Source organism: Deinococcus phoenicis, from assembly GCF_000599865.1.
GTDB classification, from domain to species: Bacteria; Deinococcota; Deinococci; order Deinococcales; family Deinococcaceae; genus Deinococcus; species Deinococcus phoenicis.
This window is the reverse complement of the sequence record NZ_JHAC01000061.1, coordinates 64,553-85,247: the sequence shown is the minus strand read 5'-3', so window position 1 is coordinate 85,247 and position 20,695 is coordinate 64,553. Positions and strand designations below refer to the sequence as shown.

Genomic DNA, 20,695 nt, shown 5'->3' with positions numbered 1-20,695 from the left:
CAACATCCGCCTCATGTTGCGCCGCCTCGAACCCGCTCCCTGAGCCTTTTCAAACACGCTCTGAGAGGTGGATAGGGAAGAAAAAGGCCCGCTGTCTCGGGCCTTTCTTCGTTTCTCTTCCGGCTCATACGGACTCCGAAAGGTCTTGAACCTGAGCATCCGGGCGGAGCGAGTGGGAGCAGAACGGGTTCCGGGCGTGACGTGAACAGACCGGCGCTCTCCGGGGTTGTTCACGAAACAGACGGAATCCGTGTTACTCCTCTGGCCACCGCGCTGGGTGGGGGCGCTCCCTGCCCTTCCGGTAGGCTGGCCGCAGCTGGCGGATGATCGTCGCTGCGGCCTCCCGAGCGTCCGGCCCGGCATAGAGGCCGCCCAGCGCGGGCGCGAGTTCGGGGGAAGCGTTTAGCAACGCGCCGCCGTAGAAGATGGGCACGGCCAGGGCCGTCAGGGCGGCGCTCTGCGCGCGGGTGGCTTCCAGCGCCCATTCGCCGCTCAGGGCGAGCAGGACGGCGTCCGCCTGCCGCCGCTGGGCGTAGAGGGCGAGGTCGCCGAGGGGCATGTTCGCGCCCAGGTACTCGGCCCGCACACCCTGGCGGCGCAGCGTCAGCACCACCATCATCAGGCCGATCTCGTGCTGCTCGCCGGGCGCGCAGGCGGCGACCACGCCCGGCCCGAAGGTGCCCCGCCCCGCCAGTTCCAGCAGCGCCGCCACACGCCCGCGCAGGAACACGCCCGCCTGCTGCACCTGGGCAATCAGGATCTCGCCGCGTGCGTGGCCGTGCCCCAGCTCGGTCAGGGCCGGGGCCATCACGTTCAGCAGGACATCCTCGACGCTCAGGCGGGCGTGGGCCTCCGAGAGCAGGGCCGCGGCCCGGACCGGGTCGGACGCGACCAGGGCCTGGAGCAGCGCCCCCGCCAGCGCGGCCACCGGTGCCGCCTGCGACGGCCCGGGGCCAGCGGGCCGGATCAGTTGCGCAGCGCGGCTGGCGGGCACCCCGGCGCGCAGGTGGCCCAGCATTTCCCCGATCTGCGCCAGATCACGCGGGGAATACAGGCGGTAGCCGCTGGCGTTGCGGACCGGGGCGGGAAAGCCGTAGCGCCGCTCCCACTGCCGCAGGGTCGCTGCGGGCACCCCCGTCCGCGCCTCGACTTCCGACGGCGTGAACATCGCGGTGGGATCAGGAGGAAGCGTGGGGGACATCTGCCCTCTATTGAGCCACGCGGAACGCCCGTACACCGTAAGCCTTTCGAGAAAGGCGGGGAATCACGCGCGGCGCGCCGGTGCCGCCCCGAGCTGACGCAGCAGGGCGGGCAGGTCCCGGAAAGGCCCCAGGTGCGTGCCGGTCAGGGTGGAAGGCGACGCTCTCGCTCTCTCCAGGCCGGCGCGCTGCCCTGGGCCGCAGAGTGGGGAGGTGATCCCGAACACGTGGCCGCCACCTTTCTGGCGCTGACCCGGGCCGAGGTCTATCTGGAACTGGTGGAGGAGTGGGGTTGGTCGCCCGGGCGTATGAAGCCTGGCTGGCGCTGACCCTGAAGGCCCAGTTCCTGCGGTGATCCGGTGGGTTCCCGCGCCTGCTCCCGCCATCTGTCCCGGCAGGCGACCCGCTTCCCCTCTACAATGCGGCCTGCCCCGCGCGCCCCGTTGCGCGAGTCTCCCCCAGGAAAGAGCCATGCAGCCTCCCACGCGCCCCCTGACCCGTCCCGCCTGGTTGCCCCTGCGGCGACTGCTGGCCGTGTCCCGCCCCGCCCTGTGGGTGAACACGGTCGGGACGCTGGTCACCGGCCTGTGGCTGACCGGGCGGCTGTACACGCTCGACCCCGGCGTGCTGGTGCTGCTGGCCTACCTGACCCTGCCCTTCAATCTGCTGATCTACGGCCTGAACGACCTGGCCGACCGCGAGGAAGACGCGCGGTCGCTCCGCAAGGGCGGCTGGCAGGGCGCGCGGCTGGGTCTGGCGGAGGCGGCCCCTCTGCTGGGCGCGGTTCTGGCGCTGAATACCCCGTTTCTGCTGGCCCTCGCGCTGCTGCTGCCCCCTGCGGCGAGCGTGCTGCTGCTGCTCACGGCGGCGCTGTTCGTCGCCTACAGTGTGCCGCCCCTGCGCCTGAAGGGCCGCCCCTTTCTCGACGGCCTGAGCAACGTCGCCTATGCCCTGCCGCTGGCCCTCCCGGCGCTGGCCCTGGGCACGCCGCTCCCGCTGCTGCCTCTGGCCGCGCTGATGGCCTATGCGGTGGGCAAGCACGCCTTCGACGCCGCGCAGGACGTGCCCACCGACCGGCTCGCCGGGACGCGCACGGTCGCCACCACGCTGGGGGTGCGCGGGACCGCTGCCTACGCGCTGACGTGGTTTCTGCTGGCCGGGGCGCTGCTGTGGCCCCTCAGCCGCCTGACCGCCACCGCGCTGTGGCTGGTGTGCGGCGGCATGGCCCTGGCGCTGCTGCGGCGGCCCACGCCGGAGCGGGCCGCCCGGCTGTATCCCCTCAGCATCGTTACCCCCTGGATCGTGGGGACCACGGCGGGGGTGCCGCTGGTGTACCTGCTGGCGCGGGGGCTGTGGCCTTGAGCCGTCCGCCACAGGCCAGGCTCCTCCACTCTCCACCCACCCCTGACCCCGCGCGGTCCATCGGTATCCTGGGTGGCGGCCTGGCGGGCCTCGCCCTCGCGGCGCTGCTGGGCGAGCGGGGGCACGCGGTCACCGTGTACGAGCGCGACCGGGCGGGCGGGAAGCTGCGGCGGGTGACGGTCGGCGGCCTGTCCTTCGACACCGGCCCCAGCCTCTTGACGTTCCCGGAGGTGTGGCAGACGTTCCTGGCCCGGCTGGGGGAAATGGACCCGCTCGACCTGCGCCCGTTGCCGGGGGGCCTGGGTGTGCACCACACGCCGTTCGGTGCGGTGCCGTTGCCGGTGCCTCCCGATCACCCGCTGCACGCGGCCTGGGAGACGTACCGCACGCCCCTCCTCGACCTCGCTCCGCACATCGGCACGCTGCTGACCACACCGCCGCGCCTGGGCGACCCGGCTTTCCGGCGGGCGAGTGCGGCGCTGTTCCGGGCAGTCGGGGGCCACCTCACCGCCGGGAGCTGGGTGCGTGCCCGGCGACTGCCCGAGGCTCTGGCGCACGCCGTCGGCACCCACGCCCTCAATGCGGGCCTCGCGCCCCGGGACGCGCCCGCACTGTACGCGCTGATTCCGGCGCTCGTCGCGGGCAATGTGGCGCGGCCCGCGCGGGGCATGAGCCAGCTGCTGGACACCTTGACCATGCTGGGGGCGGTCCGCGGCGCGCAGGTCCACGAGCAAGCCGAGGTTGTCCGTGTGGACCCGGCGTCTGCCCGCCTGACCCTGAGTGGGGGAGAGGTCCGCCGCCACGACCTGCTGGTGAGTGCGCTGGACCCGGCCCGCCTCGCCGCGCTGCTGGGCAGGCCGGTGCGCTCGCCCGTCGCCCGCCGCACGGTGAGCGGGGTGGCCCTGTATGCCGCGCTGTCCGGTCCCGCGCCGCTGCCCTTCACCTCGGTCCTGCCGCCCGCCGACTTCGGCACCTTTCGTGCTGCGGTGCGTGCCGGGGCCTTGCCGCCCGACACCCTGGCCCTCGTCCACGCGGACGGCCCGCGCCTGGCGGTGCTGCTGACCGCGCCCGCCACGGCCAGCAGGCTCGGCCCCGACCATCCCTGGGTGCGGGCGCAGGTGCAGCGGGTGGAACGGACGCTGGGGGTGCCCGGCCTGCTGGCGTCCGCGCGGGACGTGCTGGCCCTGCCTCCCAGCCATTACGCGCCGGGGGGGCATCCCGGCGGGGCGATCTACGGTGCGGCTCTTTCCCCCTGGCGCGGTGGTCCCCTCCATCCCCAGCCCTACCGCCTGCATCCCCGCCTCTGGCAGGTGGGGACCGGGGTGCATCCGGGCGGCGGCCTCCCGGCGATTCTGGGGGGGGCGCTGATGGTGGACGCGCTGCTGGCAGAGCGGCGGTTGGCCCCGCGGTAACGGCGTCAAGTCTTCAGGCAGCGTCAGCCCCGTTTCCCTAGCCTGGAGCCATGCGCCCCTTCCTGACGGTCCTGCTGCTGCTCGCGCCCACCGCCTCGGCGGCCCCGCCTGCTCCGGCGGCATTGACCCGCACGGTGACTGTGGTGGGGCACAGCGCCGGTGCCTTTGGTCTGCCCTCGCAGCCTTACGGCCCGCTGGCGGGTGGCGTGGCCTGGAGCGCGGACGGCCAGGAGGTCTCGACCCTGGACACCACCCGCACCCTGAAGCGCTGGCGAACGGCCGACGGGGCGCTGCTGGAGACGCGCAAGCTCTCGCCGCCCGCCACCGTCCCGGACGCCAGCCTGATTCTGGAAGGGGGCGCCCCCGGCGGTTCGCTGATGCTCCAGGCGCACGGTTACCGGGAGAACCGCCCGGTCAGCCTGCGTTACCACCTGAACCTGAAGACGGGCGCACAGACCCCGCAAGCGGCCTGCGCGCCCAGTGCCGCCACCCTCAACACCTGCACGCCGGACGGCCGGGTCCGGGCCTGGATCGAAGGCGGCGAGCTGAACTGGCAGCGGGCGGGCGCGGTCACCCACCACACCCTGCCCGCCGGGCTGGCTCCCCGGCTGGAATCCGGGCAGAGTTCCGGTGCCCTGGCCCTCAGTCCCGACGGCAGCCGGGCCGCGCTGCTGACGTTACAGAGTCAGGATGTCGTTTTCGGCGGCCAGGGCGTGCTGCTGACGTGGGCGCTGGACGCGGACGGTGGAGTGACGGCCCGGCAGACGGTCCTGACGGGGCCGCGCCTCTATCCGGGGGCCACGCTGCGCTGGACCGGCCAGGGCTGGCTGCTGGCGGCCAACGCCTACAACACCGGGGACGAGAACGGCAGCGGTGGCGCCCGCAGCGGGCAACTGCTGGCCTTTTTCGGCGCGGCGGGAAAGCAACTCTGGAGCCTCTCGCCCGGCGTGAACCTGCGCGGCGCGTGGCCCTCGCCGGACGGGGCGCGGTTCGTGACCCTCCGTGAGGGGAGCCTGCCGGAAATGCGCCGCACCTCTGACGGCGCGTTCCTGCGCGGCCTGGGCGAGAGCGTGGTGAGCGCGGTGCCCCTGAGCGGTGAGCGGGCGCTGCTGGCCCTGAACCGGGGCGGCGGCGCGGGCCGGATTGCGCGGGCGGACGGCGGGCGGCTGACCACCCTGGCTCCCCTGAAGGTGGACGAACTGGCCGCCAGCCTGGGTGGGCAGCGCTTCGCCTCGGCGCAGAACCGGCTGGTGAGGGTCCACGGTGCCAGCGGCGCGGTCCTGAAAAGCTGGAACGCGGCGGGCCGGGTGGACGCGCTGGCCTTCTCGCCGGACGGGCAGGTGCTGAGCGCCCGGGTGTGGGGCAGGCCGCAGGCACAGGTGCAGGCCTGGACGCTGGACGGCACGCCGCTGAAGCTGCCCGCCGGGGCCATCTTCCCGGTCTCGGCGGCAGTGTTCCGCAAGGCGAACGACAAGAACGGCCCCCAGCAGGGCTACCGCGAACGCCTCAGCGTGTCCACGCGGGAGGGAAAGCCGCTCTGGGACACGGGCTGGCAGCGCGGCAGCGTCTCGGTGTGGCCCTCGGCGGACGGGCGGGCGGCCGCGCTGTCGGGCATGGACCCGCAGGCCAGGGTGGACCCCGTGACCTCGGTGTTCCGGCGGGTCAACGCCCGGACGGGCCAGGCCGGTCCGTCCCTGTTCATGAAGCCGACCACCCAGGACCCCAATTCCGGCTGGGGCCTGAGCGCCCTGGAGGGGACGGGCCGGCTGGCCCTGCTGGCAGAGGGCGGCGGCGACGGCTGCGGCTGGGGCCTGTACGGGTACGCACTGGCCGACCTCCAGACCGGCCGACGCCTGCCCACGCCCCCGCAACTGGCCAGCGGCTACCAGCGCGAGGGCGGCTGCGGCTTTAACGTGCCTTTCCTGCAAGCCGCCTTTGCCCCGGACGCCAAACTGCTGATTCGGGACGGCAACCGGCTGGACTGGTGGACCATTCCGGGCTATTCGCTGCCCGGCCCGGCGACGGGGCCGGGGACGCCCTGATCCGGCCGCCGCCCACACCTCAAGCCCGGCATCAAAAAGCCCCCGGTCAATGCCGGGGGTTCTGTTCGGATGGGGCAGACTGTCCTCTGTCCCCCCTTTTCCCTTCGCCGTTTACCAGCGCTCGGTCACGGCCTTGAGTTGCAGGAAGTTGGCGAGGTAATCCGGGCCACCCGCCTTGGAGTCCGTGCCGCTCATGTTGTAGCCGCCGAAAGGCTGCACGCCGACAATCGCGCCGGTGATCTTGCGGTTGAAGTACAGGTTGCCCACCTCGAACTCGTATCTCGCCTGCTCCAGCCGCTCCCGGCTGTTGCTGATGACGCCGCCCGTCAGACCGTACTCGGTGCTGTTGGCGATCTCCAGCGCGTGGTCCCAGTCGCGGGCGCGCAGCACCGCCACCACCGGCCCGAAGATTTCCTCTTGCGCAATGCGGGCCTGGGCCTGCACGTCCCCGATGATGGTGGGCTGCACGTAGTAGCCCTTCTTTCCGCCGCACTCGCCGGGGGCCTCGCCGCCCAGCAGCACCTGGCCTTCCTCCTGGCCGATCTTGAGGTACTGCCCGATCTTCTCGAAGCTCTCGTCGTTGACCACGGCGGTAACAGGGGCGTTGTCCTCACCGCAGCCGACCTTCAGCGCTTTCGCGCGTTCCACGAAGGCGTTCACCACCCGGTCGTAGACCTCGTCCACCACGATCAGGCGGCTCATGGCACTGCACTTCTGGCCGTTGAAGCCGAACGCGCCCTGGGTGGCGGCGGTCACGGCCACATCCAGATCGGCGGTCTCGTCCACGATCAGCGCGTCCTTGCCGCCCAGTTCCAGCACGACCTTCTTGATCCACTTCTGGCCCTTCACGACCTTCGCCGCGACCTCGTTGATGTGCAGGCCCACCGCCCGGCTGCCGGTGAAGGTGATGAAGCGCGTCTTCGCGTGCGTGGTGAGGTACTCGCCCACCTCCGAGCCGACGCCGGGCAGGAATTGCAGCACCCCGGTGGGCAGGCCCGCTTCCAGCAGGATGTCCACCACGAAGCCCGCGATCATGCCCGAATCCTCGGCGGGCTTGGCAATCACGCAGTTCCCGACCACGATGGGCGCGGCCAGCATTCCCAGGAAGATCGCGCAGGGGAAGTTCCAGGGCGAGATGGAAACGCCCACGCCCAGCGGCAGGTACAGCAGGCCGTTTTCCTCGCCCTCGAACCAGGTCGTTTCGGCGGCCCCGAAGCCCGCGTACTTGATCGCGCTGCGGGCGTAGTACTCCAGGAAGTCGATCGCCTCGGCCACTTCCACGTCGGCCTCGGCGTAGTTCTTGCCCACTTCCAGGCTCATCAGGGCGCAGGCTTCCAGGCGGCGGCGCTTCAGGATCGCGGCGGCCTTCAGCAGAATGCGGGCGCGGGCGTCCATGTCCCACGTCTTCCACGTCTCGAAGGCGGCCCAGGCGCCGTCCAGCGCCCGCTGCGCGTCTTCAATCGTGGCCTTGGCGGTGGTGCCGATCACCTCGGCGGTGTCGCAGGGATTGACAGAAGTCAGCCGCTCGGCCGTGTCCACCCGCTCGCCGTCGATGACGAGTGGGTAGTGCTTGCCCACCAGCTCGGCGCGGACCTTCTTCAGGGCTTCCTGGTAGGCGGCCACGTTCCCGGGCTGGGTGAAGTCGGTGAAGGGCTGGGGGCGGTAGTCCTGAACTTTAAGCATGGGGGGTCTCCTGGGTGAGAAGGGGAGCGGCGTCCTGGGCGAACTGGTCGAAGGTGCGGGGCGGGCGGCCCAGCAGACGGGCCAGCTCGGGGGTGACGCGCGCGGCGAGGCCGAACCGGGCAGTGGCGTAGATGGCTTCCATGATCAGCAGTTGCCCGGTGGGCACGCCACGCGCCCGCAACCGGCGGTAAAAGGCGAGTGGGCTGGGGTCGGTGTAGCGGATGGTGCGTCCGGTGGCCGCCGAGAACTTCGCGGCGACCTCGGCATAGGTGAGGGCTTCGGAACTGGTCAGTTCGTACGCCTGCCCTGCGTGGCCCGGCTCGGTCAGTACGGCGGCTCCGGCCTCGGCCACGTCGCGCACGTCCACGAAGCTGGTGCGGCCCCGGCCCGCTGGAACGAAGACCTCGCCCCGCCGCAGCTCGGGCAGGTGCGTGGTCGTGAGGTTCTGCATGAAGAAGCTGGGGCGCAGCAGGGTAGAGGCCACGCCGCTTTCCATCAGGTACTTCTCCAGCTGCGCGTGGGGCACGAAGGGGTTGCGCTCCGCCCCTTGCAGCGAGAGCAGCGCCATCTGGGTGACGCCCGCGCCCAGCGCCACGTCGAGCGCGGGCACCATGTCGCGCGTGACCCGGCTGAGCTGTGGGGGCCGCGTGACAAACAGCCGTTCCACGCCCCGGAAGGCGGCCACGTAGGTCCGCCGGTCACCGAACTCCAGGTGCCCGAACTCCAGCCCCGGCTGTTCGCCGAAGGCGGCGCGGGCACGCTCGGGGCGGCGGGCCAGCACCCGCACCCGCGCGCCGCGTGCCAGCAGGGCCGCCACCAGCGGTGTGCCCACGTTGCCCGGTGCGCCCGTCACGCCGATCAGGGTCATGGCCTCAGCCCCTCAGCATCCCGCGCAGCACGAACAGCACGTTTGCGGGACGCTCGGCGATGCGGCGGCTGAAGTAGGCGTACCAGTCACGCCCGTAGGGGATGTAGGCACGGACGCGGTAGCCCTGCTCCGCCAGCTCTTTCTGGAGGTCGCGCCGGATGCCGTAGAGCATCTGGAACTCGAAGGCGTCCTTGCCGATGCCGTGCGCCAGCACGAAATGTTTCACGTCCTCGATGATGGCTTCGTCGTGGGTGGCGACGTTGACATAGTTCCCGGCCTTCATCTGCGCGTAGACCAGCTTGCGGTAACTGGCGTCCACGTCGGCCTTGTCGGGCATGGCGACCGATGCGGGTTCGAGGTACGCGCCCTTCACGATACGGAGGTTGGGGCGGAGGTCCCCCAGCGCCTCCAGATCGGCTTCCGTACGGTAGAGGTAGCTCTGAAGGACCGTGCCCACCGTCTCGTTTCCGAACTCATTCACCAGCGTGCGGAACTGCGCCAGCGTGAGGTCCACGCGCGGGTGGTCCTCCATGTCCAGGCACACGAAGCCGCCGTACTGCCTGGCCTTGCCCACGATGCGGCGGGCATTGGTCAGGCCGAGGTCTTCACCATCGACGGTCTGCCCCTGGCCGACGCTGGACAGCTTGATGCTGACGTAAGGCCGGATTCCGGCGGCGTTCGCGGCGTCCAGCAGGCTCAGCACCCGGTCCGCGAAGGCGCTGCACTGCTCGGGCGAATCGATGAACTCGCCCAGCAGGTCGAGGTTCCCCAGGATGCCGTCGCCTTCCAGCTCCCGGACGGCCTGGAGGGCCGAGGCGGCGTCCTCGCCCGCCACGAAACGCTGCGCCAGACGGAAGCCGCGCGAGCGGATGAGGTCTTCCACGAACTTCTGACCCGAGACGGTCAGGACGGCTTTGCGGTACATCTGGTCGATCATCTGGACTCTCCGAGGTTCTGCATCACGAGGGGGGCGAAGGTGCGGACGTGCTGGCGCGCGGCTTCACGGGCCGAGGCCGCGTCGCGCGCCAGGATGGCCTGAAGGATCGCCGCGTGCTGGGCTTCTGTTTCCGGATGCGCGTTGTACGTGCGCGTCTGGTGCTTGATCAGCGCCACCCGCTGTTCCAGCCCCCGCGCCAGCTCGGCCAGGGCGGCGTTGTGGGCGGCCAGCGTCACGCCCTGGTGAAAGGCGAGGTCCAGCCGCGTCTGCGCGCGGTAGTCGCCTCCCGGCGCGGCGTTCAGCGCGGCGAGGGCCGCCCGCAGCGCGTCGGCGTCGGCGGCGGTGTGCGTCTGCGCGGCGAGGGCGGCGGCCAGCCCGTCGAGTTCCTCGCGGACCACGTAGGTATCGCGGGCCTCGGCGGCGCTGACCGTGCGCACACGTACACCCTTGTTCGCCTCGGAAACCAGCAGCCCCTCCTGGGTCAGGCGCATCAGGGCCTCGCGGATCGGCGTGCGGCTCACGCCCAGCCGCTCACCCAGTTCCGCCTCCCCGATCCGCTCTCCCGGCGCGATGTCACCGTCCAGCACGGCGCGGCGCAGGTGTCCATACACACCGTCACGCACCAGGGCCGGCCGCTCGAAGAAGGTCATCTTTGGATATTGTATACAATCCTGAGGCGATTGCACAGAGCGGGGTCAGACGCGGCGGGTGGCGTCACTGGGGGCGTCCATTCATGGGGAGGGCGAAATGGGGGCTTCGTAGACACCGGAACCGGAGCCAGCCCCGGTCAGTCCGGCTTCTGCTCAGGCCGCTTTTCCGCCGCCTCCCTGCTCTTGTGCGGTTCGGCCACCAGGCGGCCCAGCCAGCCCAGCGTGAAGAGAAACAGCAGGGTGGCTCCGGTCGCCAGGACATACAGGTGCAGGCCGCAGGCCACGCCGACGCCCGCCGTGGCGAGCAGGCCCGCCGCCGTTGTCAGTCCCCTGGCCTCCTCACCGCGCCGACCGGCGAAGATGGCCCCCGCGCCCAGAAAGCTCACGCCGCTGACCACCGCGCCCAGCACGCCCACCAGATCGAAGCGCACCTGCGCGGAGTCGTCCGAGAAGCGCAGGATCAACGTGTCGGCCAGCACCACGAACAGGGCCGCACTCACGCCGACCAGGATGTGCGTCCGCAGGCCCGCGCTGCGACCCAGTTGCTCGCGTTCCCAGCCGATCAACCCGCTCAGCACGAACGCCGCGAGCAGGCCCTGCATCAGCCGCAGTTCTGTCCAGACATTCTCCACGTCGGCCAGCTTAAGGGCTTCAGTCCACGTACAGACGTTCGATGGGAAAAATGCGGTCGGCCAGGTGCGCCAGCGCCGGCGTGCCCGCCCGTTTCTGACAGGCCTCGGTGCCCAGGCACAGCGTCACGTAGCGGGTGCGCCGCGCGCCCACCACCACGCGGTACAGCGCCGCCTCGGTGCGCGAGCGGGTGTAGTGGCACAGGTCGCAGTGCAGGGCGCTGCGGCCCCGGGCGTCCAGCGGCGTGAACTCGGCGAGCTGGTCGCCGCGCACCAGTGCCAGCCGTCCGTCGGCCACCGGATACAGGCCCAGCGTCAGGGGGCCTTCTGCCGCGCCGCTCTCACCGAACAGCTCCCGGTACGACTCCGGAAACAGCTCCCGCAGCACGTCGCGGGCGCTGTGATGCTTGGGGCGGGTGTCACTCATAGGCCGAGTGTACCGGGGAGGCCGCGCGGGTGAAGGTGGGGTAGCTCCCAGCAGGGCGGTCGGCGGCAGGGTCGGCGGTTTCGCTGGCGGCCGGAAGCGGGCCGCTGTCCCCGAACCGTGCCCCTCCGCCCCCTCTTCTCGCCCGGGCCGCCCTAGACTGCTCCCTGTGAGGCAGTTCCCTTGAGATCGCGCAGCGCCAATCGCAGCGGCATCGTGATCCGGCGGCGCGTGACGCCTGCCGGGGACATCATCGTGACGTTGCTGACGCCGCAGGGCAAGATCAAGGCGATTGCGCGCGGTGGCGTGCGCGGGCCACTGGCCAGCCGCCTGAACCTCTTTCACCATGTGGGTGTGCAGCTCTACCAGACCCCCCAGGCCGACCTGGGGACCGTACAGCAGGCCGTGCTGGAAGGTGCCCTGCCCCGCCTCGCCGAGCCGGAGCGTTACGCCTTCGCGCACCTGATGGCCGAGCTGGCCGACGCCCTGTTTCAGGAGGGCGAGTTCAGCGCGCAGGCCTTCGAACTGTTCGCCGGGGCGCTGCGCGGCGTCTCTCACCAGCCTGACCCGGAATGGGTGGCGCTGGTGATGAGTTACAAGCTGCTGGGCCTGGCGGGGTTCGTGCCGCAGACGGCCCGCTGTGCCCGCTGCGGCACGGCCGACCCAGCGCACCCCGACCCCCTCGGCGGGCAACTGCTGTGCGTCGCGTGTGCCAGCCTGCCCGCCTACCCGCCCCAGAGCCTGGAGTTCCTGCGGAACGTGGTGCGCCGCAGCGTGCGTGCCAGCATGGACATGCCGGTGCCCGAGGAGCAGCGTCCGGCCCTATGGCGCGCGCTGGAACGCTTCGTGACCGTGCAGGTGGGCAACGTGCAGAGCTGGCGGCAACTGGTGCCGCATGTGGCGGCGGTCCCGGCCTGATGCTCAGCCCTCGGCACGGGCCTCGCAGACCGAGAAGTGCCGGGTGAACTGGCGACAGGTGGTCGACAGCTTCTTCCCGCCGTGCTGGTAGAAGCGGGCCGCCCCCATCTGATCGTCAAACGTCCAGCCTGCTTCCCTGAGCCTGCGGTCCAGTTCGTCCTGCGAGCGCATCAGGTACCGCCCGTCAAGCCGGTGGGGCGGCCCGCTGACCCGGATCAGGCCGCCCAGGAAAGCCCTGGGTGCGGCCCGGAGCAGGGCGGCGGCGTCTGACTCCTGGGCGTGGAGAGTGCCGAAACTCAGCAGCACCCAGAGCAGCGGCCACAGCAACCAGACCGTCAGGAAACCCAGAGTGGCGACCAGCAGCCCTTTCCAGTTGGGGGGAGGGGATGAAAGGCGCATCCCTCTACTTCAGCCGGTGCGCCTCGATAAAGTCGATCACCGCCTGCCGGGTCCCCCCCAGGAAGGTCAGGGGCCGGGCGAGGGCGGCGGCAATCGTGATGTGGTTGACGCGCGGCAGCACCGTGCGGGTCACGGGAACGCCGGCTTTCTTCAGCGCCGCTTCCATGTTCAGGGCGTTCTGGGGGTGGACGGTGGTGTCGTTGGCGGCGACCAGCAGCAGGTGCGGGGGGGCGTCCGGGCGCACGTGGCGGTCGGGCATCACCTCGTCGGGCGTGCTGCCTTCGGGGAAAGCCACCCGGCTCTGGAACTGGCGGAAGTCGTAGGAGTACGGCCCCGCGATGCCGATCACGCCGCGCACCGCGCTGATGGGCACGCCCGCCTCGCGCAGCCAGCGTGCGTTGTCCACGGCCTCCACGGCGTTGAAGGCCCCCGCCGAGTGCCCGGTCACGAACAGGTCGTCCGGGTTCCCGCCGAGGCTCTTGGCATGGTCGCGCAGCCATCTCAGCGCGGCGGCGGTGTCCTGCACGTAGGCCGGGTAGCGGTTCTGGGGCGCCAGGCGGTAGTTCATCACGCCCGTCACGTACCCGGCCCGCGCCAGGCTCTCGCCCACGAACTTGTGCCCCACCTTGTCGCCGCCCTGCCAGGAGCCGCCGTGGACGAACAGCACGACCGGGGCATTGCGGGCGTCGGCGGGGGCGTACACGTCGATCCGGTTGCGGGCGTCCGGGCCGTAGGGCTGGTCGGTGACGACCGTCAGCCCCCGCGTGCTGATGGCGCGGTTCAGGGCATCCTGTGCGTCCACCCCCGAGCAACTGGTCAGGGTGAGACCCAGGGCCAGGCCGCCCAGGGCGAGCAGGCCCAGCCTCGGCGGAAAGGCGCGGCGATCAGAGAGGAAACGGGACATGCGCGCAGGCTAGCGGCCCGTCCCCACGCGCCGGCGTGCCAGACGCACACTCGGGCTTGGGAATGCCTTGACGTTGAAGGGGTCAGGCATGCCGGGTGCGCGTGAACGCCCACACTCCCGGTCCGCCGCCGCACGCTAGCCTGCGGGCGATGCCCGCCGCGACAATGCCAGCCGCGCCCTTCCTGACGGACGTCCTGGTGGTGGGCGGGGGTCCGGCGGGCCTGGGCCTCGCCGCCGAGTGCGCGGCGGGGGGGCTGAGCGTGCGGCTGGTGGCCCCCCACCCACCCCGGCCCTTTCCCCCCACCTACGGCGCGTGGCTGGACGAACTGCCTGCCTGGACGCGGGCCTGCCTCGCGGACGTGTGGACGGACGTGCGCGTCTACACGGGCGAGCGGCCCACGCCGCTGCTGCGTCCCTACGCCCTGCTCGACAATGCCCGGTTGCTGGAGGCGCTGCTGACCCGCGCGGGGCTGGGCCTGACCTGGACCGTGGGCACGGTGCGCGGGGCCGCCCAGGTGGGGGAGAGGTGGGAAGTTCACGGCCTGGGCGGCGAAACCTGGCACGCCCGGCTGGTGGTGGACGCGGGCGGGCATCCTGGCAGCCTGGTCCGGCCCCGGCACGCGGGCGGCGCGGCCCTCCAGACGGCTTACGGGATCGTCGCGCACTTCGGCACGCCGCCCTCGCCGCCCGGCGGCATGGTCTGGATGGATTACCGCGCCCCGCAGCTGTCGGCCGGGGCCTGCGCCGCGCCCACCTTTCTGTACGCTATGCACCTCGGCGGCTCCCGCTATCTGGTCGAGGAAACCAGCCTGATTGCCCGGCCCGGCCTGACCCGCCCTCTGCTGGAGCGGCGGCTTCACGCCCGCCTCGCGGCCCAGGGCACGCCGCCCCACGAGGTGGAGCGGGAGGAATGGGTGGCCTTTCCCATGAACGCCGCCGCGCCCGGCCCCGGCCCGGTCCTCGCGTTCGGGTCGGCGGCGGGGCTGGTCCACCCGGTCAGCGGCTTTCAGGTGGCGGGTGCTTTGCGGGACGCGCCGGAGGTCGCGCGGGCAGTAGCGAGTGCCCTTGCCAGACGTGGCCCGCAGGCCGCCGTGCAGGCCGGGTGGGCGGCCCTCTGGCCTCCCGAGCGCCGCGCTGCCCGTGAGGTGGCCCTGCTGGGTGTGGACGCGCTGCTGACCCTCCCCGGCGAACGGCTCCCCGCATTTTTCGGGGCATTTTTCCGGCTCCCGGCGGACGAGTGGCGGTCCTTCCTGGCTCCCCGCACGGACGCGGGGACACTGGCGGCCACCATGCTGCGCGTGTTCGGCGGTGCGCCCAACACCGTGCGCGCGTCCCTGGCCCGCGCCGCGCTCAGGCAGAGCGGCGCGAGCGGGCGGGCCTTGCTGGCGGCTCTCTCTGGACCGGCCCCGGCAACAGCCCCAGATTAAAGCCCGCTGCTTCTCCCCACACCCGCCGGGGCCAGGGCAGCGCTCAAGCTCAGGTATGACGGACAGACAGGCCCAGGACCGCACCCCCCAGACGAGTGACCAGCCGAGCGAACCGGTCAGCCAGCTGGACGTGAGCGGGGCAGATCAGCAGGATTCCGTCGGGACCGTGAACCCCGCCGGCCTGGAAAGCGACCCCGACCGGGACGAGCTGGAGGAACTGCGGGCCAACCTCGCGGACATGACCCACGAGGAACCGGCCCGGCTGGAGGAGGCCGAAAAAGAGTAGCTGTAGTACGCGGTCAACCGATTTTCTGGGAGCTGGATGATGAGAAACAAATTGCTAGAGGTCGTTCAGGACAGCAGATGCGTTCTCATCGTTCAAGTAGCCACCCTGCTTCGATCGCTTGACGATGTAGTAGAGCATCTGTCCGAATGACACCGCCCTGGGAAAGCGCCTCCAACGGTTCCATTCTCTGCTTCGTAGCTTTGCAAGTCCCAAACGCTCTGCCTCTTTCGCTCGCTGTCTTGGGCAGAACGGATGCCCTTGAGGCCGCCTTCTTGGGCAAAACGGCAGCTGTATGGGGCCTGCCCGCTGCCCGCCCGCTCGGTCAAAAAGAAGGTCTCTTTTTGACAAATGCTCTAGGGGGCCGCTGCTGCCCCGTCCTCCCGCCCCGGACACCTCACACCCAGCTTGCCTATACTGCCCTCATGTCCCTTCTTGACATGATCGGCCCCGTGATGATCGGGCCGAGCAGCAGCCACACGGCGGGGGCCTGCCGTCTGGGGCTGGTCGCCCACCACCTGCTCGGTGAGGCCCCGCGCCGGGCGGTGATCGGTCTGCACGCCTCGTTTGCCAAGACGGGCCGGGGCCACGGCACCCACCTCGCGCTGGTGGCGGGCCTGCTGGGCTTTTTGCCCGACGATCCCCGCCTGCCCCAGGCCTTCCTGGAGGCCGAGGCGGCGGGTCTGAAGGTGGAGTTCCGCGACGTGGACCTGGGCGACGTTCACCCCAACACCGCCCACATCGACCTGCACGGCGAGACGGAGCAGGTCACCGTGCAGGGCAGCTCGACGGGGGGCGGCGTGATCGCGGTCACGCAGGTGCAGGGCCTGGGCGTGAACTTCAGCGGCTCGAACCCGACGGTTCTGCTGCGCTACACCGACGCGGTGGGCATGATCGCCCGCATCGCCACCACCATCGCCGCCGACGGTGTGAACATCGCGGCCCTGACCTGCACCCGCGAGATGCGCGGCGGTCAGGCCCTCCTCGCCACCGAACTCGACGCGCCGCTCAGCCCGCAAGCCCTCGCTTTTTTCAACCACTGGCCCGACACGAACTGGGTGCGGCTGCTGCCCAAGCTGATGGACGGGTAGCGGCTGGCACCGCTGTCTAAAGGTCTGACGGTCTGACCGTCTCACTGCCCGACCTCACGTCTTTTGCCTTTAGACGGTCAGACCGTTTGACGGTTGGACCCCCACAGGAGGCCCCCATGACCCTCGAAGAACTGATGAACGCCCCCGCCCCGGCCTCCGGCTGGGTGCTGGCGCAGGACTGCGCTGAGACGGGCCTGGACCCGCGGGAGATCCGCACGGAGATGGCCCGCCGCATCGGGGAGATGCGGGCCAGCATCGAGCGCGGCCTGAAGACGGAGGTGAAAAGCATCACCGGCATGGTGGGCTGGAACGCCAAGGGCCTCTGGGACGCGCCCGACGTGCTGGGGGCACCGCTGCTCCGGCGGGTGCAGGCCTACGCGATGGCCGTGAACGAGGAAAACGCCCGCATGGGCCGCATCGTCGCCGCGCCGACGGCGGGCAGCGCGGGCACCATTCCGGGTGCCCTGATCGGCGTGGCCGATCACCTGGGTCTGAGTGACGAGCGGCTGGTGGACCCGATGATTCTGGCCGCCGGGGTGGGCAAGGCGATCAGCAAGCGCATGTTCATCAGTGGCGCGGCGGGCGGCTGTCAGGCCGAGATCGGCTCCAGCGCCGCGATGGCCGCCGCCGCCGTCACCGAGCTGCTGGGCGGCCCGCCGCGCGCCTGCGTCCACGCCGCGTCCCTGGCCCTGATGAACACCATCGGGCTGGTGTGCGACCCGGTGGGCGGCTACGTGGAGGTGCCCTGCGTGAGCCGCAATGCCTTTTTCGCCGTCCATGCCGTCAGTGCCGCGCAACTGGCGCTCGCCCAGCTCGAATCCTTCATCCCGCCCGACGAGGTGGTCACGGCGATGGCGCAGGTGGGCCGCCTGATGCCCGCCGAACTCCGCGAGACGGCGGAAGGGGGCCTGGCGCAGACGCCGACCGGCCTGGCGGTGACGGCGCGGATGGAAGGCCGTCAGGAGGCAGAGGGCGCGCAGGGAATGATCGAGTTACCGATGGCGTAGGGGCGTTGAGCGAGGGGGGCCGGGGCAGCGCGGCCGGCCCCGTTTGACGGGTCGCCTCCGGTCACGAAATGGCTCTCAGCGCGTGTTTGAAAAGGGTCCTCATGGCAGGTGAGGTACGCTGGGCGGGCGTGCCCGTTCCCCCCTCTGCTTCGCATCTTTACAAGTCCCAGCCCCCCGCACGGGGGACTCGCAGAGCTGCTTTCAGAGGAGCAAACAGCGCGTTTCTATCACCTCTCTGAGAAACCCCACCCGACTTTTCAAACAGCCTCTCCGGACGGCACGCCCAGGCCCAGCGCCTCCCGCAACTCGGCGTGCGTGCCCAGCACCCGCGCCGCCCCCGCCTCCAGCAGCGCCGCTGCGCCGTCCGGGTGCGCGTGGCCGCCGGCCAGCAGGCCCCACACGGTCGCCCCCGCCGCCGCGCCTGCCTTCACGCCCGTCGCGCTGTCCTCGACCACCAGGGCGCGGGCGGGCGCAACGCCCAGCGCCGCCGCCGCGTGCGCGTACAGGTCGGGCAGGGGCTTGCCGCGCCCGCCGACATGTGCCGGATCGAACGCCCGCTCCCCGACCAGCCCCGCCAGCCCCGCCGCCCCCAGTTTCAGGTGCAGCCTCTGGCGCTGGCTGTTGCTGGCGACGGCGAAGGGAAGGCCCGCCGCCCTCAGGGCGCGCAGGGTGTCCGCCGCGCCCTCGATGGCGGGCGTGGCCGTGAACGCCTGCGCCAGCCGGGCGTCGAGTTCGGGCAGGAAGCCCGTGGGCTGTTCCCAGCCGTGGTCGGCGCTCAGCCAGGCGAACAGGGCGCGGTGCGTGCCGCCCACCGCCCGCGCCATGAAGATGTCCCGGTCCAGCGTCAGGCCGTGTTCGGCCAGCAGTTCCACCCAGACGGTGTTGCCCAGCACCTCGCTGTCCACCAGCACGCCGTCCAGATCGAAAAGGACGGCCCCGAAGGCTTCTGCCCTCACTGGGTGTCGCTTTCCGGGCCGTTTTCCCAGCCGGCCAGAATGTGGATGTGGGTGTGCGGCACCACCTGGCCGCCGCCCGGCCCGCAGTTCACCAGCAGGCGGTAATCCCGGGCGTGCTGCCGCGCCACCTTCACGGCGGTCAGCCACAGGTCGCCCATCTCGGCGGGGCCAGTGATCTCGTCCACGCGGACGCTTACCTTCTTGGGAATCACCAGCAGGTGAAGCGGCGCTTTGGGCGCGATGTCGCGGATGGCGATGTACTGGTCATCCTCGTACACCACGTCGGCGGGCAGGTCCCGGGCGATGATGCGCTCGAAGAGAGTGGGGGAAGGATTGGTCATGCCTTCACTTTAAGGATTCCTGGCCGCCCGGACAGGCACACTCGGGGTATGCGACTCCCGAAACGTCTGATGCTGGCGGCTGGCCTCGGTGCGCTCGCGGCCCGCCGCCTGCTGAACGCGCCCTATCCCCTGAGTGGCCGGAGCGTGCTGATCACGGGCGGGTCACGCGGCCTGGGGCTGGCGCTGGCCCGCGAGTTCACGGCGCGTGGGGCGCGGGTGATGCTGCTGGCCCGCAGCGCCGATGAACTGGACCGGGCGGCGGCGGACCTGCGCTCGGAAGGCGCCACCGTCCATACCATCACGGCGGACGTGACTGTCCAGGCCGACCTCGTGCGGGCGGTCGAGGAGACGGCGCGCGTGTACGGCGGCCTCGATGTCCTGGTCCACAGCGCGGGCATCATCCAGACCGGGCCGCTGGAGAACATGACCGAGGAAGACTTCCGCCAGATCATGGAGGTCAACGCCTTCGCGCCCCTGTGCCTGACCCGCGCCGCCCTGCCGCTGCTGCGCGCCCGGCGGGGCCGCGTCCTGATCGTCGCCTCGGTCGGCGGCAAGGTGGCGGTGCCGCACCTCGGCCCCTACTCCTTCAGCAAGTTCGCCGTCACGGGTCTGGGGCAGGCCCTGCGCGCCGAACTCGCCCGCGAGGGCGTGGGCGTGACCACCGTCTGCCCCGGCCTGATGCGGACCGGCAGCGCCCGGCACGCGGAGGTGAAGGGCCAGCAGAAAAAGGAATACGCGCTGTTTGCCACCCTGGATAACTTCCCGGTCGTGTCGCTGGACGCGGACGAGGCGGCCCGCCGCATCGTGAACGCCCTGGTCCGCGGCGACGCTGAGACGATGATCGGCGGCCCGGCCCTGCTGCTGCGCTATGCCCAGGCCCTCGCGCCGCAGTTGACCGCCGACGTCATGGCCCTCACGAACCGCGTCTTGCCCGGCCCCACCACCCACAACAGCGCCGTTCGGGGCTACGAGGCCGAGACGGCCCTCACCCGCAGGAATCCGATCAAGCGCGCCGCCGAGGCGGAGTTCAATGAGGGCTGAAACAGGGTTGGAGACGCTTCCTTCAGTCGCAGACCACCTCGAACCAGAGGGGTTCCGTCTGGCTCAGGAAAAAAGCTCTCGCTACCGTGTAGGTGTTTTCCTTGAGGGAGGAAGGTGCGGCTGTGTTCCATGCGCGGCTGGGTGGTCGTCATGCCCAGATAGAAGCCGTCTATCCCGAGGATTTTGATTTCTGCTGCCTGACAAGCCTAGACCAACTCAAGGGCTGTCTCCCTGGAAAAGAATAAGGATTCCGCCCCTCTTGACCGCCCGATGCTCAAATTGCCGCTCGACCTCGTTCACTCCTGCCACCAGCTGTCGAACGGCGTGACCGGAAGCGCCCGCTTATGCCGTGTCGCCAGGAACATCCGTTCCAGCCTCGCGGCGGCTTCTTCCGGCACCTCGCGGCCTTCCAGGTAGGCGTCGATCTGCGGGTAGGTCACGCCCAGCGCGGCCTCGTCGGGGAGGCCGGGGCGGTCGTCTTCCAGGTCGGCGGTCGGCACCTTGCGCCACAGGGCTTCCGGCGCGCCCAGAAACGCGAGGAGCTGCGCGCCCTGCCGCTTGGTCAGGCCGCTGAGGGGCGTGAGGTCCACGCCGCCGTCGCCGTACTTGGTGAAAAAGCCGGTGATGGCCTCGGCGGCGTGGTCGGTGCCCACCACCAGCAGATTCTCCTGTCCGGCCAGTGCGTACTGCGCGACCATGCGTTCACGGGCCTTGATGTTGCCGCGCACGAAGTCGCGCAGGTCCCCGCCCAGCGCCTCTGCCGCCGCCGCGCTCGCGTCCGCCGCCGCCCTGATGTTCACGGTGACGCAGCGGTCGGGCTGGATAAAGGCTAGCGCCGCCTGGGCGTCGGCCTCGTCGGCCTGCACGCCGTAGGGGAGGCGCACGGCGAGAAAGGTCGCGTCGCCGCCCCCGGCCCGCACCCGCTCGGCGGCGAGTTGGGCGAGCCGCCCCGCCAGGGTGCTGTCCTGACCGCCGCTGATGCCCAGCACGAAGCCCCGGGCGGGGGTGCTGCGCAGGTAGTTCATCAGGAAGGCCACGCGGCGCTCGACCTCGGCGGCGGGGTCGATGTCCGGCTGCACCTGGAGTTCCTGGCGGATGCGGTCGCGAAGGGTGGACATGCGC

The 20,695-nt window shown here is 71.0% G+C and carries 21 protein-coding genes; 9 read left to right on the top strand and 12 right to left on the bottom strand.

Translation table 11 applies throughout. The annotated features are described in order from the left end of the window. Nucleotides 1-253 precede the first annotated feature (253 nt). Entirely contained in the window at nt 254-1,201 is a 948-nt protein-coding gene (locus DEIPH_RS15585) for a MerR family transcriptional regulator (protein ID WP_034359863.1), read from the bottom strand. Nucleotides 1,202-1,670: 469 nt separating this feature from the next. Here DEIPH_RS15585 and DEIPH_RS15580 point away from each other — a divergent pair, with 469 nt between their 5' ends. The 3 genes from DEIPH_RS15580 to DEIPH_RS15570 are packed head-to-tail and all read left to right on the top strand — an operon-like array spanning nt 1,671 to nt 6,015. Then, nucleotides 1,671-2,561, top strand: coding sequence for a UbiA family prenyltransferase (locus DEIPH_RS15580; protein WP_034359862.1), 891 nt, complete (start codon nt 1,671-1,673; stop codon nt 2,559-2,561). Beyond that, nucleotides 2,558-3,973, top strand: a complete 1,416-nt coding sequence (locus DEIPH_RS15575; RefSeq protein ID WP_235183264.1) for a phytoene desaturase family protein — start codon at nt 2,558-2,560, stop codon at nt 3,971-3,973. The genes DEIPH_RS15580 and DEIPH_RS15575 overlap by 4 nt, the downstream gene beginning before the upstream one ends. Before the next feature lie 50 nt (nt 3,974-4,023). Continuing rightward, a complete protein-coding gene (locus tag DEIPH_RS15570; RefSeq protein WP_034359860.1) occupies nt 4,024-6,015 on the top strand; it encodes a WD40 repeat domain-containing protein in 1,992 nt (663 codons plus the stop codon). A 111-nt stretch (nt 6,016-6,126) separates the two neighbouring features. On the opposite strand, the gene pruA is transcribed toward DEIPH_RS15570, so the two are convergent. The 6 genes from pruA to DEIPH_RS15540 all read right to left on the bottom strand — a co-directional run bounded on the left by pruA (nt 6,127) and on the right by DEIPH_RS15540 (nt 11,209). After that, nucleotides 6,127-7,698, bottom strand: coding sequence for an L-glutamate gamma-semialdehyde dehydrogenase (gene pruA, locus DEIPH_RS15565; protein WP_034359858.1), 1,572 nt, complete (start codon nt 7,696-7,698; stop codon nt 6,127-6,129). Beyond that, complete coding sequence (locus DEIPH_RS15560; RefSeq protein WP_034359857.1) at nt 7,691-8,566, bottom strand: SDR family oxidoreductase; 876 nt, start codon at nt 8,564-8,566, stop codon at nt 7,691-7,693. Before DEIPH_RS15560 ends, pruA begins: the two co-directional genes overlap by 8 nt. 4 nt (nt 8,567-8,570) lie before the next feature. Then, nucleotides 8,571-9,503, bottom strand: coding sequence for a proline dehydrogenase family protein (locus DEIPH_RS15555; RefSeq protein ID WP_034359855.1), 933 nt, complete (start codon nt 9,501-9,503; stop codon nt 8,571-8,573). Next, entirely contained in the window at nt 9,500-10,153 is a 654-nt protein-coding gene (locus tag DEIPH_RS15550; protein WP_034359853.1) for a GntR family transcriptional regulator, read from the bottom strand. Before DEIPH_RS15550 ends, DEIPH_RS15555 begins: the two co-directional genes overlap by 4 nt. A 137-nt stretch (nt 10,154-10,290) precedes the next feature. After that, the gene (locus tag DEIPH_RS15545) at nt 10,291-10,785 is read right to left on the bottom strand and encodes an MgtC/SapB family protein (protein WP_034359851.1); all 495 of its coding nucleotides are present in this window, start codon (nt 10,783-10,785) and stop codon (nt 10,291-10,293) included. 19 nt (nt 10,786-10,804) lie between these two features. Further along, nucleotides 10,805-11,209, bottom strand: coding sequence for a hypothetical protein (locus DEIPH_RS15540; protein WP_034359849.1), 405 nt, complete (start codon nt 11,207-11,209; stop codon nt 10,805-10,807). A 180-nt stretch (nt 11,210-11,389) separates the two neighbouring features. Here DEIPH_RS15540 and recO point away from each other — a divergent pair, with 180 nt between their 5' ends. Further along, entirely contained in the window at nt 11,390-12,124 is a 735-nt protein-coding gene (gene recO / locus DEIPH_RS15535; RefSeq protein WP_034359847.1) for a DNA repair protein RecO, read from the top strand. Nucleotides 12,125-12,127: 3 nt separating this feature from the next. Here recO and DEIPH_RS15530 read toward each other — a convergent pair whose 3' ends face one another. Next, complete coding sequence (locus tag DEIPH_RS15530; protein WP_034359846.1) at nt 12,128-12,523, bottom strand: hypothetical protein; 396 nt, start codon at nt 12,521-12,523, stop codon at nt 12,128-12,130. A 4-nt stretch (nt 12,524-12,527) separates the two neighbouring features. Continuing rightward, nucleotides 12,528-13,427, bottom strand: coding sequence for an alpha/beta hydrolase (locus tag DEIPH_RS15525; protein WP_034359845.1), 900 nt, complete (start codon nt 13,425-13,427; stop codon nt 12,528-12,530). Nucleotides 13,428-13,576: 149 nt separating this feature from the next. Between DEIPH_RS15525 and DEIPH_RS15520 the strand changes: the two genes are divergently transcribed. The 4 genes from DEIPH_RS15520 (at nt 13,577) to DEIPH_RS15505 (ending at nt 17,235) form a co-directional block, all read left to right on the top strand. Next, nucleotides 13,577-14,854, top strand: coding sequence for a lycopene cyclase family protein (locus DEIPH_RS15520; RefSeq protein WP_235183263.1), 1,278 nt, complete (start codon nt 13,577-13,579; stop codon nt 14,852-14,854). Between the two features lie 55 nt (nt 14,855-14,909). After that, the gene (locus DEIPH_RS15515) at nt 14,910-15,140 is read left to right on the top strand and encodes a hypothetical protein (RefSeq protein ID WP_034359841.1); all 231 of its coding nucleotides are present in this window, start codon (nt 14,910-14,912) and stop codon (nt 15,138-15,140) included. A gap of 422 nt (nt 15,141-15,562) precedes the next feature. Further along, nucleotides 15,563-16,228 (top strand): L-serine ammonia-lyase, iron-sulfur-dependent subunit beta, encoded by a 666-nt coding sequence (gene sdaAB, locus DEIPH_RS15510; RefSeq protein WP_034359840.1) that lies wholly within the window; start codon nt 15,563-15,565, stop codon nt 16,226-16,228. Between the two features lie 116 nt (nt 16,229-16,344). Continuing rightward, nucleotides 16,345-17,235: an L-serine ammonia-lyase, iron-sulfur-dependent, subunit beta gene (locus DEIPH_RS15505; protein WP_034359837.1), complete on the top strand. Its 891-nt coding sequence runs from the start codon at nt 16,345-16,347 to the stop codon at nt 17,233-17,235. A gap of 257 nt (nt 17,236-17,492) precedes the next feature. On the opposite strand, the gene DEIPH_RS15500 is transcribed toward DEIPH_RS15505, so the two are convergent. Together DEIPH_RS15500 and DEIPH_RS15495 are read right to left on the bottom strand one after the other, a co-directional pair. Continuing rightward, nucleotides 17,493-18,191, bottom strand: coding sequence for an HAD family hydrolase (locus DEIPH_RS15500; RefSeq protein WP_034359835.1), 699 nt, complete (start codon nt 18,189-18,191; stop codon nt 17,493-17,495). Then, nucleotides 18,188-18,532, bottom strand: a complete 345-nt coding sequence (locus DEIPH_RS15495; protein ID WP_034359834.1) for a histidine triad nucleotide-binding protein — start codon at nt 18,530-18,532, stop codon at nt 18,188-18,190. The genes DEIPH_RS15500 and DEIPH_RS15495 overlap by 4 nt, the downstream gene beginning before the upstream one ends. A 48-nt stretch (nt 18,533-18,580) precedes the next feature. On the opposite strand from DEIPH_RS15495, the gene DEIPH_RS15490 reads away from it, so the two are divergent. Further along, the gene (locus DEIPH_RS15490) at nt 18,581-19,573 is read left to right on the top strand and encodes an SDR family NAD(P)-dependent oxidoreductase (RefSeq protein WP_034359833.1); all 993 of its coding nucleotides are present in this window, start codon (nt 18,581-18,583) and stop codon (nt 19,571-19,573) included. Between the two features lie 296 nt (nt 19,574-19,869). Here DEIPH_RS15490 and nadE read toward each other — a convergent pair whose 3' ends face one another. Next, on the bottom strand, nt 19,870-20,691 hold the full coding sequence (gene nadE / locus DEIPH_RS15485; protein WP_034359831.1) for an ammonia-dependent NAD(+) synthetase: 822 nt from the start codon (nt 20,689-20,691) through the stop codon (nt 19,870-19,872). Between the last annotated feature and the right edge of the window lie 4 nt (nt 20,692-20,695).